Raw genomic sequence first — 16,158 nt, forward strand, 5'->3', positions numbered from 1 at the left:
GGGATCAGCCGGCATGTGCGCTAGATTCGGGACAGCTTCGGTCACTCCACAAGGGATGACGGTTCGTGACCCCCACCCAGTTACGCGCGTACTCCGCCGTCGTCCGACTCGGCTCGGTGAAGCTGGCCGCTGCTCAGCTCGAGGTCTCCGAGGCGGCCATCTCACTCCACATCGGACAACTCCGCAGGGAGCTGGGTGACCAGCTCTTCTCCCGCACGGCGTCCGGCCTGGCCTTCACCCCGGGCGGGCTGCGTCTGGCCAGCCGGGCCGCCGAGCTGCTCGGCCTGCAGGACATCACGGTTCTCGAGGTGAGCACGGCCGGGCGCGGGCGGCGGCTGTTGCGGGTCGGCGCGTCCAGCCTGTTCGCCGAGCACGCCGCGCCCGGGCTGATCGAGCTGTTCGCCGGGCGGGCCGCCGACCTGGACGTGGAGTTGAGCGTGCGGAGCCCGGCCACGTTCGCCGCGCTGCTGCAGACGCGGGCCATCGACATCGCGATCGGGCCGGCGCCGGCCGTTCCGGATCCCGCTGTCAGCGGGCGGCCGGTGATGAACTACCGGACGGTGCTGGTCGCCGGCCCGGATCATCCGCTCGCCGGCACCCAGCCGTCGGCCGGGCAGCTGCGGGAACAGACCTGGCTGCTCGGGCCGTCCGCGGCGGCTGACGGTGGCGCGATCCGGATGCTGCTGCGGCGGCTCGCGGTGCCCGACAGCCGGCAACAGATCTTCCAGAGCCACGCGGCCGCGCTCGAGGAGGCGAGGCGGGGGCGGGGCGTGGCGGCGGCGCTCTCGTTCACTGTGGCTCCGGAGGTCCGGCAGGGGCGGCTGGTGCAGTTCGGTGGGCCGTACACCGCGGTCGACGAGGTGTGGCACGCGTTCACGCTGGCCGATCACGGCGCGCCGGCGGCGGCCGCCGAGTTGGCGCGGTTCGCGACCACTCCGCGGGCGTTGCAGGCGATGATGCGCGGGGCCGGGGTGAACAAGGGGCGATTCCGGCCCTCGGTGCACGTCACGCTCTGGAGCTGACGAGGGGCGCGAGCAGGACGCGAACGGCGGTGACAAGGTCGCCGAAGGTCGCGGCCGGCAGCATCCGATCGCAGAACGGCAGGGCCGCGGACATCCCGGCGACCTTCGGGGCGAAGCCGTGGGCGCCGGCCCGGGGATTGAGCCAGATGACCCGGTGTGCCCTGCGCCGCAGGCGAGCCATCGCGGCGGCCATCCGCTCGGGCGGGTCGCTGTCCCAGCCGTCCGAGGCGATCAGGACCAGGGCGCCACGCAGGGTGTTCCCGTGCGGCGAGTCCAGCAGCGCGGCGATGTTCGAGGCGATCCGGGTGCCGCTGAACCTGTCGGTCACCGCCTCCGACGCGTGCGCGATCGCCTCCCGCGCCGACGGATGCCGCAGGGCCGGGGTCAGCCGGGTCAGGGTCGTCGCGAACGCGAACACCTCGGCTGCGGTGACCGTGGCGAACACGCGCATCAGGTGCAGGTACGCGGCGGTCTGCGCACGCATCGAACCGCTCACGTCGCAGAGCAGCACGGCCCGGCGCGGGCGGCGGACCGGTCGTTCCCGGATCAGGGTGACCGGCTCGAACGCGGTGCGGCGCGCCTGGGCGATGGTGTGCCGCAACGAGACGCGGCGGCCACGGGCGTCGATCGCACGGCGGCGACTGCGGCGGCGGGGCCAGTACTCCAGCTCGGCGGCCAGGGTCCGGGCGAGAGCTTCGAGCTGCGCGGCGTCGAGTTCGTCGAAAGGCCGATCGGCGAGCGCGGCGAGGGCAGCAGGGAGCATCTCCGGTACGGCGGGAGCATCGTCCCCAGGCTCATCACGGGCCGCGACCGGCGGCGGCAGGGTGGCCCACGGAAGCCCGCCGTTCGTGCCGCTCCTGGAGGTCGCGCCGGGAAGCGGGAGCTGAACGTCGTCCTCGGGCCGGGCGGCCGGATCGGCGTCCCGGGTCAGCGACAGCGGCACGTCGTCGTCGAACACGCCGGCGAACACTCTCTCGAAAGCGACCAGATCAGCCTGCCGGCGCACCAGGGTCACCCGGGCGCTCCAGTAGATCTCCTCCCGTGAGCCGGCCGAGACGACGCTCAGCGCACGGATGAGATCGCCGGTCTCGGTCAGGCCGGCCGACAGCCCGGCCCGCCGGCACCGGTCCACGAGGGCCACCGCGAAAGCGGCCCGGTCCACTCCGCGCAGCAGCCGATTGCCACCGTCCTTCCCGCTCAGAATCGTCCCTCACTTCCTCGAAGTCGGCTGGTCAGCGGCGGGCGACCAGCCAGATGACGACGGCCACGACCACGGCCGCGACGACGGCCACCGGAATGAGGCGCTTGTAGACCGAGCCGCCGGCCACCGCGAGGAGGTCGAGCGGCTCGGCATCGGGGACGGCCGGGAGCGCGACGGGAGCGGGAGGTTCGGCGGCCGGCGGCTCCGGGGAGGGGAGGTCGGCGGCGAGTTTGGCTTCGAGGTTGGTGGCGAACTGGGTCAGCAGCCTCGCGGAGACCTCCTTGATCATGCCGCTGCCGAACTGGGCCAGCTTGCCGGTGATCCGCAGGTCCGTGTCGACGCTCACCCGGGTCGATTCGCCCTCCGGGGTCAGAACCGCGGTGACCACGGCGGCCGCGTTGCCCGCGGACCGCGGGTCCCGGCCCTTGGCGTCGATCACCGCGCGGTAGGCGTCGCCGTCCTTCGACGTGAAGCGGGCCGTGCCGGTGAACTCGGAGATCACCGGGCCAACCTTGACCTTCACCTTGCCCTTGTAGTCGTCGCCCTCGACGCCGGTGAGCTGGGCGCCCGGCAGACAGGGCGCGATACCGGCGAGGTCGGTCAGCACCTCCCAGGCCCGGTCGATGGAGGTGTGCACGGTGAACTCGTTCGTGATCTTCACGGTTGACCTCCAGGAGGAGCTGCGGACGGGAGGGCTGCGACGACGGCGCGGCGGTCGGCCGGGGTCTTGGCTATCGTGCCGACGGTCTGCGGGACCAGCGGCTCGACCAGGTCGGTGACGCCGAGCGCGGCCAGCGCGGAAACCCAGTCGATCGTCTCGGCCAGGCCGGGAGCCTTCTCCAGATCGAGCGCGCGAACCCGGCCGACGAACTCGGTGGTGTCCCGGATCAGCGGCTCGGCCGCTCCCGGCACCGCCCGCCGCACGATGGCCGCCACCCGCGCCGGGCCGGGGAACTCGATCCAGTGGTAGAGGCACCGCCGGCGCAGCGCGTCGTGCAGATCCCGGCTGTGGTTCGAGGTCAGCACCACGACCGGCGGGCGCGTGGCCACGAACGTCCCCAGCTCCGGGATCGTGATCGCCGCCTCCCCGAGGAACTCGAAGAGCAGCGCCTCGAACTCGTCGTCCGCACGGTCGATCTCGTCGATCAGCAGCACCGGTGGGCGCGGCCCGGAATACCGGACCGCCCGGAGGATCGCCCGCTCCTGCAGGAAGTCGGCGGTGAACAGATCGGCGTCGCCGAGGCGGCTCCCGTCCGCCTCGGCCAACCGGATCGCGAGGAGTTGCCGCTGGTAGTTCCACTCGTAGAGCGCCTCGGAAGCGGTCAGTCCCTCGTAGCACTGGAGCCGGATCAGCGGGGTGTCCAGAGCGCGAGCGAGGGCCTTGGCCGCGGCCGTCTTCCCGACCCCGGGTTCACCTTCGAGCAGCAGCGGCTTCCCCAGCCGCACGGCCAGGAAGACGGCCATCGCCAGGCCGTCGTCGACCAGGTAATCGACCGTGTCGAGCCGGGCGCGGACGTCGTCGAACGAGTTCACGAGGCGTCCTGTGCCAGCAGGCGCCGGTAGTCCTCGCGAGTGTCGACGTCGATCGGCACCGGCCCGTCGACCGGCACCTCGGTCACCGCGAAACGGCCGGAGTGCAACAGCTTCCACACCGCCTTGTCGCCGTGCAGCCCGGCCAGCTCGGGGAAGACCGATCGCTGGAACAGGAACGGATGCCCGAGCCCCTCGGAGTACCGGCACACCCCGATCGGCGTGTCCACCGCGGCGACCCGGCGGGCGTCGGACGGCCGGACCCGGGGCTGGTCGCCCAGCAGGAGTAGCAGGCGATCGGTGGTCACGAACGGCACGGCCGACCGGATCGACGAACCGCAGCCGGTTGCGAAGTCCGGGTTCTCGATCACCCGTACGCCGGAAAGGTCCACCGTGGCGCGAATCTCCGCGGCCGAACCGCCCAGGGTGACCAGGAGCTCCGCGCAGCCGCAGGCACGCGCGGTGTCCAGCGTCGCGTCGAGCAGGGTCCGCCCGCGGAACGGCAGCAGCTGTTTGGCCTCGCCGAGCCGCCGGGCGCCGCCCGCCGCCAGGACCAGCGCGGAGACCGGAGCCATCAGGCCGCCGTGTGCTTCTTCAGGCAGCCGGGGCAGCAGTACCAGTAGTCGGCGCCGGCGACCACGGCGTGCGGAGTCTCCGGGCCGATCACCACGGTCATGCCGCAGATCGGGTCCACACCCTGCCTCGGAGCCGCCATCTCCAGCGGTACGGAGGGACCAGCGGCCGGGGACTCGGGGGCGGCCAGGCCACCGGTCCGCATCTCCCGGACGATCTCGGCGAGAACGGAGAGCGCGATCTCCTTCGGGGTTCGCGCGCTGATGTCCAGTCCTGGATGGGTCCGGATCCGGGCGCGCTCCGGATCGGTGAGCCCCATCGCGTCGAGCACCACCGCCCCGCGCCTGCGGCTGGCGATCAACGCGATGTACGGCACCCCCGCGTCGAGAGCGCCGCGCAGGGCCGCCTCCTCGTCCCGCCCGAGCCCGGCGACGACCGCCGCGGTCACACCGCCGAACCCGGCCGCGGCCACCTCGAAGTCGAGGAATGCGGCGAGCTCGCGAATCGCCGTACCGATGGGAGTCGATCCCTGAACCGCGACCAGGGGGCGCGGAAGGACCGGCTGCAGGAAGATCTCCACGGCCCCTCCGGAATGACACGGGTTGATGGCGATGCGGGCGCCGGGCGTCTCCGGGAAGGTCTCAGCGTCCTCCGGCAGCACCCTGAGCAGCAGACTGTTGCCGTCCTCGAGGGCGTCGAGGGCCGCCACACGAACGGAGGTCTCGGTGCAGACCCCGCCGACGAAACCCTCGATCGAGCCGTCGGCGAGGATGACCGCGTCGTCGCCGGCCCGGGCCGAGGTGGGTTCCTGGGCCCGGACGACCGTGGCGTGCACGAACGGTCGCCGCGCCGCGACCAGCTCGGAAGCGCGTTCGGAGAGCATCAGATCGGCGGCGTCGAGCGGCCCCGCATGGCCTCCCAGACGCGGGACGGGGTGAGTGGCATGTCGGCGTGCCGGACGCCGTACGGCTTGAGCGCGTCCATCACCGCGTTGACGATCGCCGGCGGCGAGCCGACGGTGGCCGACTCCCCCACGCCCTTCGCACCGATCGGATGGTGCGGTGAGGGCGTGACGGTGAACCCGGTCTCCCAGTCGGGAACCTCCAGGGCGGTCGGGATCAGGTAGTCCATCAGGGACGCGCCGAGGCAGTTGCCGTCCTCGTCGAACGCGATCATCTCCATCAGCGCCATGCCGACGCCGTCGGTGAGGCCACCGTGCACCTGCCCCTCGATGATCATCGGATTGATCCGGGTGCCGCAGTCGTCGACCGCGATGAACCGGCGCACCTTCACCTCGGCGGTGCCCGGGTCGATGTCGACGACGCAGATGTACGCCCCGTGCGGGTACGTCAGATTCGACGGGTTGTAACAGATCTGGGCCTCGAGCGCCCCTTCCAGGCCGTCCGGCAGGTCACCGGCCCCGTGCGCGCGCATGGCGATCTCCTGGATCGTCACCGCCCTACCGGGGTCGCCCTTGACTTGGAAGCTCCCTTTGATCCACTCCAGATCGGCGACGGTGACCTCGAGCATCGCGGAGGCGATCAACTGGGCCTTGTCGCGGACCTTGCGGGCCACCAGGGCGGCGGCCGCGCCGGAGACCGGGGTGGAGCGGCTGCCATACGTCCCCAGCCCGAACGGCGTGTTGTCGGTGTCGCCGTGCAGCACGTCGATGTCGTCCGGCGGGATGCCCAACTCCTCCGCGACGATCTGCGCGAACGTGGTCTCGTGCCCCTGCCCCTGGGTCTGCACCGACAGCCGCACGACGGCCTTTCCGGTCGGATGCACCCGCAGCTCACAGCCGTCGGCCATGCCCAGGCCGAGGATGTCCATGTCCTTGCGGGGCCCGGCGCCGACCGCCTCGGTGAAGAACGCGATTCCGATGCCCATCAGCTCGCCACGGGCGCGCTTCTCGGCCTGCTCGCGGCGCAGCTCGCCGTATCCGGCCAGGTCCATGGCCAGGCGCATGGTGGGCTCGTAGTCGCCGGAGTCGTACACCCAGCCGGTCTTCGTGGTGTAAGGGAACTGCTCGGGCCTGATGAAGTTCTTCAGCCGCAGTTCCGCCGGGTCCATGCCGAGCTCGTCGGCGAGGCAGTCGACGATCCGTTCGACCAGGTAGACGGCCTCGGTGATGCGGAACGAACAGGCGTAGGCCACCCCGCCGGGCGCCTTGTTGGTGTAGACCGCGGTCATCTTGCAGTACGCGGCCTGGAGGTCGTAACTGCCGGTGAAGACCCCGAAGAAGCCGGCCGGGTACTTCACCGGCGCGGCCGTGCCGTTGAACGCGCCATGGTCGGCCAGCACGTTCGTACGGATGGCCAGGATCCTTCCGTCGCGCGTCGCGGCGATCTCGCCGCGCATGATGTAGTCGCGCGCGAACCCGGTGCTGACCAGGTTCTCCGAGCGGTCCTCCATCCACTTCACCGGTTTGCCGGTGACGATGGAGCCGACGATCGCGCAGACGTACCCGGGGTAGATCGGCACCTTGTTGCCGAAGCCGCCGCCGAGGTCCGGCGAGATCACCTGGATCTTGTGCTCGGGAAGGCCGGCCACGATCGCGTAGAGCGTCCGGTGCGCGTGCGGGGCCTGGGTGGTCGACCAGAGCTTGAGCCGGCCCTCGACCGGGTCGAAGTCGGCGACCGCCCCGCACGTCTCCATCGGGGCGGGGTGCACGCGCGGGTAGACGATGTCCTGCTGGACGACGACGTCCGCGGACGCGAAGACCCGTTCGGTCTCGTCGGCGTCGCCGGTCTCCCAGTCGAAGACGTGGTTGTTCGTCTTGCCCTGAAGGTCGTCGCGGATCAGCGGGGCGTCCGGGGCGAGGGCCTTGCGAACGTCGATGACCGGGTCGAGGACGTCGTACTCGACGTCGATCAGCTCGAGCGCGTCGCGGGCCTGGTAACGGTCCTCGGCGACGACGAAGGCCACCTCCTGGCCCTGGAAGCGGACCTTGTCGGTGGCCAGCACGGCCTGGACGTCGTTGGACAGGGTCGGCATCCAGGCGAGACCCAGCTCCGCGAGCTTGGCGCCGGTGACCACCGCCTTGACGCCCGGGAGAGCCTCGGCCGCGCTGGTGTCGACACTCACGATCCTCGCGTGGGCGAAGGGGGAACGCAGGATGGCGAGGTGCAGCATGCCCGGGAGCTGGACGTCGTCGGTGTAGCGGCCGCGTCCCCGCAGAAAGCGCGGATCCTCTTTACGGAGCATCCGGCCGTACCCGATGGGCTTCTGGTCATTGGTGGTCGTCATGAGTTGGCCGCCGCCCACTTCACCGAACGGACAATCGTCGAGTACCCCGTACACCGGCAGATCTGCCCGGAGATCGCCTCGCGGATCTCCTCCTCGCTCGGGTCCGGGTTACGGTCCAGCAGGGCGCGGCAGGTCATCAGCATCCCCGGCGTGCAGAACCCGCACTGCAAGCCGTGGCACTGCCGAAACCCTTCCTGGACCGGGTCCAGCTCGGCGCCGTTCGCGAGATCTTCGACGGTACGCACCTCGTGGCCGCCGGCCATCGCCGCGAGCACCGTGCACGACTTCACCGGCTCCCCGTCCAGCCACACCACGCAGGTCCCGCAGTTGCTGGTGTCACAGCCCCAGTGGGTGCCGGTCAGCCCGAGCGTGTCCCGCAGGAAGTGCACCAGCAGCAGCCGGCCCTCGATCTCCCGGGCGACCTCGACACCGTTGACGATCATGGTGACCCGCATCGCCTCAGCCCCTCGTCCGTTCGACGGCCCTGCGCAGGGTCCGCCTGGTGAGCTCGTTCGCCAGGTGGCGCTTGTAGTCGGCGCTGCCCCGCTGGTCGGTGACCGGTTCGCAGCTGTGCGCGGCGATCGCACCGGCGGTCTCGTAGAGTTCCTCGCTGGGCTCCCGGCCGCGCAGCGCGGCGGAGATCTCCGGGATGCCGGTGGTGTTCGGGCCGACCGCGGCCAGGCCCACCCGGGCGTCCACGATCGTCCCGTCCCCGCCGATCCAGACCGCGGAACCGGCCGAGACGACCGCCCAGTCACCGGCGCGGCGTTCCACCTTCGCGTACGCGCTGCCGCACAGGTCCGGCTTGAACGGGAACCGGATCTCGGTGAGGATCTCGTTCTCCGCGACCGCCGTCTCGTACGGCCCGACGTGGAACTGCTCCATCGAGACCACCCGCTGCGCGCCGCCCGGCCCGCGGATCACGCAACTCGCGTCGAGCGTGGTGCAGACCGCGGAGAGATCCTCGGACGGGTCGGCCTGGCAGAGCGAACCGCCCAGGGTGCCACGGTTGCGCACGATCGGATCGGCGATCACCCGCTCCGCGTCGCGGAAGATCGGGAAGACCGCGGCCAGTTCGTCCGACTCCAGCAGCTCACGGTGCCGGGTCAGTGCGCCGATCCGCACCTCCGCGCCCTCGAACCGGATGTAGCCCAGCTCGGCGTGCAGGTCGTTGATGTCGATCAGATACTCGAAGTTCGCCAGCCGCAGCTTCATCATCGGCAGCAGGCTGTGCCCGCCCGCCACGAGCCGCGCCGAACCGCCCAGTCGTTCCAGCAGTCCGATGGCCTGATCCACGCTGGTGGCACGTTCATACTCGAACGGCGCCGGTACCTGCACGCTGCGCCTCCCCATGAGACCGCCCTGAGTTCGGACGAATCTCGCGCGCCCGCCGTCCACTGTCAACAGTGTCCTAAGCCATCTCTTAATCCGCCGTTGACGATTGTTACGGCGTCCAGGACCGTTCCGGAATGCGCGACATCGTGGACGGCCTGGCCGGTTGGCGCGCCGCCGGGCTGACCTTCGCGGTGGCGACCGTGGTGCACACCTGGCGATCCGCACCGCGGCAGCCGGGGGCCGCGATGGCGGTCAACTCGCTCGGCGAGGTGCTGGGCAGCGTCTCCGGCGGGTGCGTCGAGGGTGCGGTCCACGCGGCGGCCGAGGAGACCATCAAGACCGGAAAACCCCGATCGCTGACGTACGGCGTGAGCGACGGTGACGCGTTCGACGTGGGACTGACCTGCGGTGGGACGGTCGAGGTGCTGGTCCAGCCGGACTCGGCGCTGGCCGGGATCGACGATCTGCTCGCCGACATCACGGCCGGGCGGCCGGTGGCGACGGCGTCCGTTCCGGGTGCGCAGTTGATCGTGCGCACTGCCGCGGGCGTACCGGAGATCGTCGGGACCCTGGGGGACGCCGACCTGGATCGGATCGCGGCGCTGCGGGCCGCGGGCCTGCTGGCGCAGGGGCGGACGGCGATGGTCCGGGCCTGCGACCGCGAGATCTTCGTCCAGACCTACGCCACCCCGCCCCGCATGATCGTCTTCGGCGCCATCGACTTCGCGGCGGCGGTCGCCCGGATCGGCAGGTTCCTCGGCTACCGGGTCACCGTCTGTGACGCGCGCCCGGTGTTCGCCACCCCGGCCCGCTTCCCGGAGGCAGACGAGGTGATCGTCCAGTGGCCGCACCGCTACCTCGCGTCGACCGAAGTCGACGCGCGCACGGTTCTCTGCGTGCTGACGCACGACCCGAAGTTCGACATCCCGCTGCTGGAGGTCGCCCTGCGCACCCCGGCCGCGTACATCGGCGCGATGGGCAGCCGCCGCACCTGCGCCGACCGCGTCGAACGGCTGCGAGAGGCCGGCGTCCCGGAGTCCGCCCTGGCCCGGCTGCGCGCCCCGATCGGCCTCGACCTGGGCGCCCGCACCCCGGAGGAGACCGCCGTCGCGGTCGCCTCCGAGATCATCGCCCTGTCCTGGGGCGGCAGCGGTCTCCCCCTCACCGCTCTCACCGCCCCCATTCACGGCTGACCGGTTCAGAGATTCATCATGATCCCGTTGGTCAGCGAGGTGCTCTGCTGGCCATCGATCTTGATCGGGCTCCCGGAGAGGTGCTTGACGTAGACCCGGAGCAGGAACTGGTCACCACATGAGCTGTCGACCGGCACGCTCGGCAGGGACAGGTACGTGACGTAGTGGTGCGCCTCATCCGAGATCTTGTTGGTGACCGGGGTCGTCTGGGTGAGTCGGCACGTGTGCGACCCGGCCGCGTCCAACTGGATGACGTCCATCCGGAAGCTCACCGAGGAGGAGCTGGTCGCGGTACGGGCCAGCCGCTCCGACTCCGGCACGCCGGCGCACGACTTGGTGCCCTGGTAGCAGGTGGTCACCGTGACGTTCGCGAGCGCCTGCACCGCCGTCGCGCCGGGCGCGTGACGCCACTTCACCGGGGTCGAGCCGTCGTTGTAGAAGACGAACGTGTCCGCCTTCGCGCTCGTGCCGAGGTAGGTGCAGCTGACCGAGTCGCCGCTGCTGCTGCAGGCCGGGCCCCGCCACCAGTTCGCTCCGGGCTGGTCCTCGGCGCTGACCTGCAGCCACGTCTTGCCGCCCGTGACGACGGCGAGGTGGTAGTCCGTCGCGTTGGACACGTCGGTCAGGCCGTAGAGGCCGCAGAGGTACGTTCCGGCCGCCGGCGCGACGAACAGCATGTCGACGTAGAGCGGCAGGTGGCCGGTGTCCTTGTAACTCGCGTCGGAGCCTTCGTGGTTCCGCGACGAGGTGGCGGACGAGCCGACCTTCGTCCCGGCCTGGTCGTTGCAGATGAGGGTGGCGTTCATGGCCACCGTTCCGGTCGTGGAGCTGACCGCCTCCAGCCGGCCGCGCAGGTGCCGCGCCTCACCGGCGGCGAGATCCAGCGACTTCTCCACCACCAGCACGTTGCGGCCCTCACGTGGGATGTCCAGGCTGGTCGTCCGGTTGAACTGGTCGACCGCGCCGCGGTCGGCCAGCGCTGGAGCGGGAACGGACACAGCGGCGAGCGCGAACCCCGCCAGGGCAGCAAGTACTGCATTACGCCGAAACAACACGAAACCCCCATGACCCGCGATGACGAGAGCAGAGCATATAGGCCGATACGTCGATTCTGGCGTCGGCGCTGCCCACGTACCCCCCAGGGGTATGTGTATGGTGGGGGTATGAAGACTTCGGTGCGGCTCACCGCGTACGCGATGGGATTGGTCGTCGTTTTCGGCGGCGCTGCGGGCGCCGGGCGGCTCTTCGGGCCGGATCAGGCGCCGACGGCTCCGCCGGCACACACCGGCACGCACACCTCCGCCGCCGCCGAGCACTCCGGCCACGCCGGCTCCCCGCTCCCCGCCGGGCTGCAGATCACCCAGGCCGGCTACACGCTCAGCCCGCTGACCACCCAGCTCACCGCGGGCAGGGCGCAGACGTTCGCGTTCCGGATCCTCGGGCCGGACGGGAAGCCGGTCACGCAGTACACCGCGGCGAGCGGCACCGAGCTGCACCTGATCGTGGTCCGCCGCGACCTCACCGGCTACCAGCACCTGCATCCGGTCCGCGCCGCCGACGGGACCTGGTCCGCGCCGCTGACCGTCCGCGACCCGGGGCAGTACCGGGTGTTCGCCGACTTCACCCCTCGCGCCCGCACGGAGAGCTTCGTGCTCGGCGCCGATGTCGCCGCCGCCGGCGACTACCAGCCCCGGCTGCTGCCGAAACCCACCTGGGAGGCCCGGGTCGACGGCTACACGGTGACCCGGGCCGGCGAGCCGCAGTCCGGGGCGGCCGCCTGGATGACCGTCTCGGTCAGCAGGGACGGGCAACCGGTGACCCTCGAGCCGTACCTCGGGTCCTTCGGCCACCTGGTCGCGCTGCGTCAGGGCGACCTCGCCTACCTGCACCTGCATCCGCAGGCGGGCACCACCGCCGGGCCGGACATCACGGTCGACGCGGAGGTTCCGTCCGCCGGGGCCTACCGGCTCTACCTGGAGTTCAAGCACGGCGGCAAGGTCCATCTCGCCGAGTTCACCGCCACCACCGGCTCCGGCCACACCCACAACTGAGGGACCCGCGATGCTCATCGAACTCGAGATCGGCGGCATGACCTGCGCGTCCTGCGCCTCGCGGATCGAGAAGAAGCTGAACCGGATGGCCGGGGTGACCGCCACGGTCAACTACGCCACCGAGAAGGCGACGGCGACCGTCGCCGAGGGCGTGACCGCGGCCGACCTGATCGCCACGGTGGAGAAGACCGGCTACACGGCCGCCATGAAGTCCGACGAGCGGGCCGAGGAGTCGGACCCGCTGCGCACCCGGCTGCTGATCTCCGCCCTGCTCAGTGTGCCGGTGATCGTGCTCGCGATGGTCCCGGCCTGGCAGTTCACCTACTGGCAGTGGCTGTCGCTGACCCTCGCCGCCCCGGTCGTCGCCTACGGCGGGTGGCCGTTCCACCGGGCCGCCTGGACCAACCTGCGGCACGGCGCGGCCACCATGGACACCCTGGTCTCGCTCGGCACGCTGGCCGCGTTCGGCTGGTCGCTCTGGGCGCTGTTCCTCGGCACCGCCGGCGAGCCCGGCATGACCCACCCGTTCCGGCTGGACATCGCCCGCACCGACGGCGCCGGCAACATCTACCTGGAGGCGGCCGCCGGGGTCACCACGTTCCTGTTGGCCGGCCGCTACTTCGAGGCACGGGCGAAGCGCCGCGCGGGCTCGGCCCTGCGCGCCCTGCTGGAGCTGGGCGCCAAGGACGTCGCGGTGCTCCGTGAGGGCGCCGAGGTCCGGGTCCCGATCGCCCAGCTCGCCCCCGGCGACCGTTTCGTGGTCCGCCCGGGCGAGAAAATCGCCACCGACGGCGTCGTCGAGGACGGCTCGTCCGCGGTCGACGAGTCGATGCTGACCGGGGAGAGCGTCCCGGTCGAGGTCGGGCCGGGCGACACGGTGACGGGCGGCACGGTCAACGCCGGCGGCCGCCTGATCGTCCGCGCCACCCGGGTCGGCGCGGACACCCAGTTGGCCCGGATGGCCCGGATGGTCGAGCAGGCCCAGGCCGGCAAGGCGAACGTGCAGCGCCTCGCCGACCGCGTCTCCGGCGTCTTCGTCCCCGTGGTGATCGGCCTGGCGGTCGCCACGCTGGGCTGGTGGTTCGGCACCGGCGCCGGCTGGACGGCCGCCTTCACGGCCGCGGTCGCCGTGCTGATCATCGCGTGCCCCTGCGCGCTGGGCCTGGCCACCCCGACCGCGCTGCTGGTCGGAACCGGTCGCGGCGCCCAGCTCGGCATCCTGATCAAGGGTCCGGAAGCGCTCGAGTCGACGCGCCGCGTGGACACCGTCGTCCTGGACAAGACCGGCACGGTGACCAGCGGTCGCATGGCCCTGGCCGCCATCCGGCCCGCCCCCGGCCAGGACCCTGATGAGCTGCTCCAGCTCGCCGCGGCCGTCGAGGCGGCGTCCGAACACCCGATCGCCGAGGCGATCGCCGCCGAGGCCGGCGATCCACTCGCGGTCCGCGACTTCACCAGCTTCGCGGGATTGGGCGTACGGGGTGAAGCCGCCGGAAAGACCGTCCTCGTCGGCCGCCTCGCCCTGCTGGAGCGGGAAGGCTGGACCATCCCCGCCGAGGTCGCGGCGACCGCGGACGAACAGGAGGCGGCCGGCCGCACCGCGATCGTCGCCGGCTGGGACGGCCAGGCTCGTGGTGTCCTGGCCGTCGCCGACGCGGTCAAGCCGACCAGCCGCGACGCCGTGACCGGCCTGCGCCGCCTCGGTCTCACCCCGATCCTGCTGACCGGCGACAACGAACGGGTGGCCCGCGCGGTCGCCGCCGAGGTCGGCATCGACGAGGTGATCGCCGAGGTCCTGCCCGCCGAGAAGGTCGCCGTCATCGAACGCCTGCAGAAGTCTGGCAAGGTGGTCGCGATGGCCGGCGACGGCGTGAACGACGCGGCGGCCCTCGCCCAGGCCGACCTCGGCCTGGCCATGGGCACCGGCACCGACGTGGCGATCGAGTCCGCCGACCTCACCCTGGTCCGCGGCGATCTGACGGTCGCCGTCGACGCGATCCGGCTCTCCCGCCGCACCCTGCGGATCATCCAGGGCAACCTGTTCTGGGCCTTCGCCTACAACGTGGCGGCGCTGCCGCTGGCCGCGGCCGGCCTGCTCAACCCCATGATCGCCGGCGCCGCGATGGCCTTCTCCTCGGTCTTCGTCGTCGCCAACAGCCTCCGCCTGCGCACCTTCACCCCCACGGTGCCCGCACCCCACTGACGCGAGCCGCGACGAAGAGCACATCCCCGTCCGGCGGCGCGGCCAGCTGGTCCACATGTCACCAACTTTGGTGAGTTTCCCCTGGTAGATCCGATATTCGGCGGTTTTCTCACGTACAGTCCCGGTTGTGTTCGAGTTCAAGGAGGAGACCGATGAGCCTTACTCACCCTGGCTCCGGGTCGTAGGCCTCTCCGGCGCTTTCATCGCCATGGTCGGGTTGACCCTGGCCGCGATGGCCGTGATCGGTTTCCTGATCTTCTGGGCGGGCAGCGCGATCCAGACCTGATTCGCCGGCTCCTCAGGACGGCCGCGGTGAGCGCCGCAGCCTGTCCCGGTACGGCCGCCCGGCCACGAACACCGCGACCGCCAGCAGGACCGCCCGGACTTCACGGCGTCCTCCCACGACATCGCCGGCCGGGCAGCCGGAGAGCAGATTATGGCGACAAAGCCCCGGGGTGTGCCGGGCGGGCGGCCCGGCACACCCCTTGAGCGGTGTCAGTCCAGCAGTTCGGTCACGGTGCCGGCGGCGACCGTCCGGTTGCCCTCGCGCACCGCGAAGCCGAGACCGACCTCGAGCGCGACCGGCTTGCCCAGGGTCACCGTGACCACGTCCAGGGTGTCCCCCGGCATCACCAGGTCGCGCTCCCCCAGGTCCAGCCCACCGGAGACGTCCGTGGTGTGGAAGTAGAACTGGGGACGGTAGTCGGCGGCGAACGGTGTGTGCCGGCCGCCCTCGGCACTGGTCAGGGCGTACATCCGCGCCTTGAAGACCCGGTGCGGCCGCACGCTGGAAGGCGCGGCGAGGACCTGGCCCCGCTGCACCTGCTCGCGCTTCACCCCGCGCAGCAGGACGGCCGCGTTGTCGCCGGCCTGCGCCGAGTCCAGCACCTTCCCGAACGTCTCCAGGCCGGTGGCGACGCTGGCGACGGTCGGGCCGAGGCCGACGACCTCGACCGGCTCGCCGGCCCGCAGCTCGCCGCGCTCCACCTTGCCGGTGACCACGGTGCCGCGACCCGAGATGGACAGCACGTTCTCGATCGGCATCAGGAACGGCTCCCCCAGCTCGCGCGGCGGGACCGGCACGTACGCGTCGACGGCGTCGAGCAGCCCCACGATCGACGCCACCCACCGCGGGTCACCCTCGAGCGCCCGGAGCGCGCTGACCCGGACCACCGGCACCTCGGCGCCGGGGAAGCCGTACTCGGAGAGCAGCTCCCGGACCTCCAGCTCGACCAGGTCGAGCAGCTCCGGGTCGTCGACAGCGTCGCTCTTGTTGAGCGCCACCACCAGGTACGGCACCCCGACCCGCTGGGCGAGCAGCACGTGCTCGCGGGTCTGCGGCATCGACCCGTCCTGCGCCGACACCACGAGGATCGCGCCGTCCACCTGCGCCGCCCCCGTAATCATGTTCTTCACGTAGTCGGCGTGACCGGGCATGTCGACGTGGGCGTAGTGGCGGCTCGGAGTCTCGTACTCGACGTGGGCGATGGTGATGGTGATGCCGCGGGCGGCCTCCTCCGGGGCCCGGTCGATCCCCTCGAACGCGACGTACCGGTTGGAGGCCGGGTCGCGGTCGGCGAGAACCTTGGTGATCGCGGCGGTCAGGGTCGTCTTGCCGTGGTCGACGTGACCCATCGTGCCGATGTTGACGTGCGGCTTCGTACGGATGAACTGGCTCTTGGCCATGGTTTTTCAATCCTCACTGGATGCGAGGCATCGGGTGGTACGCGCGCCGCTGCCAACCGGCGCGCGCCAGAACCGCGCACGACGAACCGACCCCTCCCCGGGTTCTGCAGCCGATGGG

The 16,158-nt window shown here is 71.4% G+C and carries 15 protein-coding genes; 5 read left to right on the forward strand and 10 right to left on the reverse strand.

Annotated features, from left to right (window positions below; translation table 11 throughout):
* The first annotated feature begins 65 nt into the window (after positions 1-65).
* Positions 66-1,022 (forward strand): LysR family transcriptional regulator, encoded by a 957-nt coding sequence (locus CHC09_RS19400; protein ID WP_089294539.1) that lies wholly within the window; start codon positions 66-68, stop codon positions 1,020-1,022.
* Here CHC09_RS19400 and CHC09_RS19405 read toward each other — a convergent pair.
* The 8 genes from CHC09_RS19405 to CHC09_RS19440 all read right to left on the reverse strand — a co-directional run bounded on the left by CHC09_RS19405 (position 1,006) and on the right by CHC09_RS19440 (position 8,925).
* On the reverse strand, positions 1,006-2,184 hold the full coding sequence (locus tag CHC09_RS19405; protein ID WP_089294540.1) for a vWA domain-containing protein: 1,179 nt from the start codon (positions 2,182-2,184) through the stop codon (positions 1,006-1,008). The genes CHC09_RS19400 and CHC09_RS19405 overlap by 17 nt on opposite strands.
* Positions 2,185-2,254: 70 nt before the next feature.
* Positions 2,255-2,884, reverse strand: coding sequence for an SRPBCC family protein (locus tag CHC09_RS19410; protein WP_089294541.1), 630 nt, complete (start codon positions 2,882-2,884; stop codon positions 2,255-2,257).
* Entirely contained in the window at positions 2,881-3,756 is an 876-nt protein-coding gene (locus CHC09_RS19415; protein ID WP_179277175.1) for an AAA family ATPase, read from the reverse strand. Before CHC09_RS19415 ends, CHC09_RS19410 begins: the two co-directional genes overlap by 4 nt.
* Entirely contained in the window at positions 3,753-4,328 is a 576-nt protein-coding gene (locus tag CHC09_RS19420; RefSeq protein WP_089294542.1) for a nucleotidyltransferase family protein, read from the reverse strand. The genes CHC09_RS19415 and CHC09_RS19420 overlap by 4 nt, the downstream gene beginning before the upstream one ends.
* Positions 4,328-5,209 (reverse strand): XdhC family protein, encoded by an 882-nt coding sequence (locus CHC09_RS19425; RefSeq protein WP_089294543.1) that lies wholly within the window; start codon positions 5,207-5,209, stop codon positions 4,328-4,330. Before CHC09_RS19425 ends, CHC09_RS19420 begins: the two co-directional genes overlap by 1 nt.
* Positions 5,209-7,572 (reverse strand): aerobic carbon-monoxide dehydrogenase large subunit, encoded by a 2,364-nt coding sequence (locus tag CHC09_RS19430; RefSeq protein WP_089294597.1) that lies wholly within the window; start codon positions 7,570-7,572, stop codon positions 5,209-5,211. Before CHC09_RS19430 ends, CHC09_RS19425 begins: the two co-directional genes overlap by 1 nt.
* Positions 7,569-8,027, reverse strand: a complete 459-nt coding sequence (locus tag CHC09_RS19435) for a (2Fe-2S)-binding protein (RefSeq protein WP_089294544.1) — start codon at positions 8,025-8,027, stop codon at positions 7,569-7,571. Before CHC09_RS19435 ends, CHC09_RS19430 begins: the two co-directional genes overlap by 4 nt.
* A gap of 4 nt (positions 8,028-8,031) precedes the next feature.
* Complete coding sequence (locus tag CHC09_RS19440; protein ID WP_275407936.1) at positions 8,032-8,925, reverse strand: FAD binding domain-containing protein; 894 nt, start codon at positions 8,923-8,925, stop codon at positions 8,032-8,034.
* A gap of 116 nt (positions 8,926-9,041) precedes the next feature.
* Between CHC09_RS19440 and CHC09_RS19445 the strand changes: the two genes are divergently transcribed.
* Complete coding sequence (locus tag CHC09_RS19445; protein ID WP_089294546.1) at positions 9,042-10,100, forward strand: XdhC family protein; 1,059 nt, start codon at positions 9,042-9,044, stop codon at positions 10,098-10,100.
* Between the two features lie 5 nt (positions 10,101-10,105).
* Here CHC09_RS19445 and CHC09_RS19450 read toward each other — a convergent pair whose 3' ends face one another.
* Positions 10,106-11,098 carry a hypothetical protein gene (locus CHC09_RS19450; RefSeq protein WP_143232428.1) on the reverse strand — a complete coding sequence of 331 codons (993 nt, stop codon included), beginning with the start codon at positions 11,096-11,098 and terminating at the stop codon, positions 10,106-10,108.
* Positions 11,099-11,263: 165 nt separating this feature from the next.
* Between CHC09_RS19450 and CHC09_RS19455 the strand changes: the two genes are divergently transcribed.
* The 3 genes from CHC09_RS19455 to CHC09_RS46370 all read left to right on the forward strand — a co-directional run bounded on the left by CHC09_RS19455 (position 11,264) and on the right by CHC09_RS46370 (position 14,640).
* Positions 11,264-12,151 (forward strand): hypothetical protein, encoded by an 888-nt coding sequence (locus CHC09_RS19455; protein WP_089294547.1) that lies wholly within the window; start codon positions 11,264-11,266, stop codon positions 12,149-12,151.
* A gap of 10 nt (positions 12,152-12,161) precedes the next feature.
* On the forward strand, positions 12,162-14,354 hold the full coding sequence (locus CHC09_RS19460) for a heavy metal translocating P-type ATPase (RefSeq protein ID WP_089294548.1): 2,193 nt from the start codon (positions 12,162-12,164) through the stop codon (positions 14,352-14,354).
* A 127-nt stretch (positions 14,355-14,481) separates the two neighbouring features.
* On the forward strand, positions 14,482-14,640 hold the full coding sequence (locus CHC09_RS46370; protein WP_179277176.1) for a hypothetical protein: 159 nt from the start codon (positions 14,482-14,484) through the stop codon (positions 14,638-14,640).
* A gap of 209 nt (positions 14,641-14,849) precedes the next feature.
* Here the strand turns inward: CHC09_RS46370 and tuf are convergent, their stop codons facing one another.
* Positions 14,850-16,040: an elongation factor Tu gene (tuf, locus tag CHC09_RS19465; RefSeq protein WP_089294549.1), complete on the reverse strand. Its 1,191-nt coding sequence runs from the start codon at positions 16,038-16,040 to the stop codon at positions 14,850-14,852.
* Between the last annotated feature and the right edge of the window lie 118 nt (positions 16,041-16,158).

The organism is Actinoplanes regularis (genome assembly GCF_900188005.1).
In the GTDB taxonomy this organism is placed as follows: domain Bacteria; phylum Actinomycetota; class Actinomycetes; order Mycobacteriales; family Micromonosporaceae; genus Actinoplanes; species Actinoplanes regularis.

Excerpts from the sequence above, each read along its gene's own strand:
- CHC09_RS19440 (WP_275407936.1), bottom strand. The coding sequence starts at position 8,925 with ATGGGGAGGCGCAGCGTGCAGGTACCGGCGCCGTTCGAGTATGAACGT.
- CHC09_RS19445 (WP_089294546.1), top strand. The coding sequence starts at position 9,042 with ATGCGCGACATCGTGGACGGCCTGGCCGGTTGGCGCGCCGCCGGGCTG.
- tuf (WP_089294549.1), bottom strand. The coding sequence starts at position 16,040 with ATGGCCAAGAGCCAGTTCATCCGTACGAAGCCGCACGTCAACATCGGC.
- CHC09_RS19435 (WP_089294544.1), bottom strand. The coding sequence starts at position 8,027 with ATGCGGGTCACCATGATCGTCAACGGTGTCGAGGTCGCCCGGGAGATC.
- CHC09_RS19455 (WP_089294547.1), top strand. The coding sequence starts at position 11,264 with ATGAAGACTTCGGTGCGGCTCACCGCGTACGCGATGGGATTGGTCGTC.
- CHC09_RS19460 (WP_089294548.1), top strand. The coding sequence starts at position 12,162 with ATGCTCATCGAACTCGAGATCGGCGGCATGACCTGCGCGTCCTGCGCC.
- CHC09_RS19425 (WP_089294543.1), bottom strand. The coding sequence starts at position 5,209 with ATGCTCTCCGAACGCGCTTCCGAGCTGGTCGCGGCGCGGCGACCGTTC.
- CHC09_RS19430 (WP_089294597.1), bottom strand. The coding sequence starts at position 7,572 with ATGACGACCACCAATGACCAGAAGCCCATCGGGTACGGCCGGATGCTC.
- CHC09_RS19420 (WP_089294542.1), bottom strand. The coding sequence starts at position 4,328 with ATGGCTCCGGTCTCCGCGCTGGTCCTGGCGGCGGGCGGCGCCCGGCGG.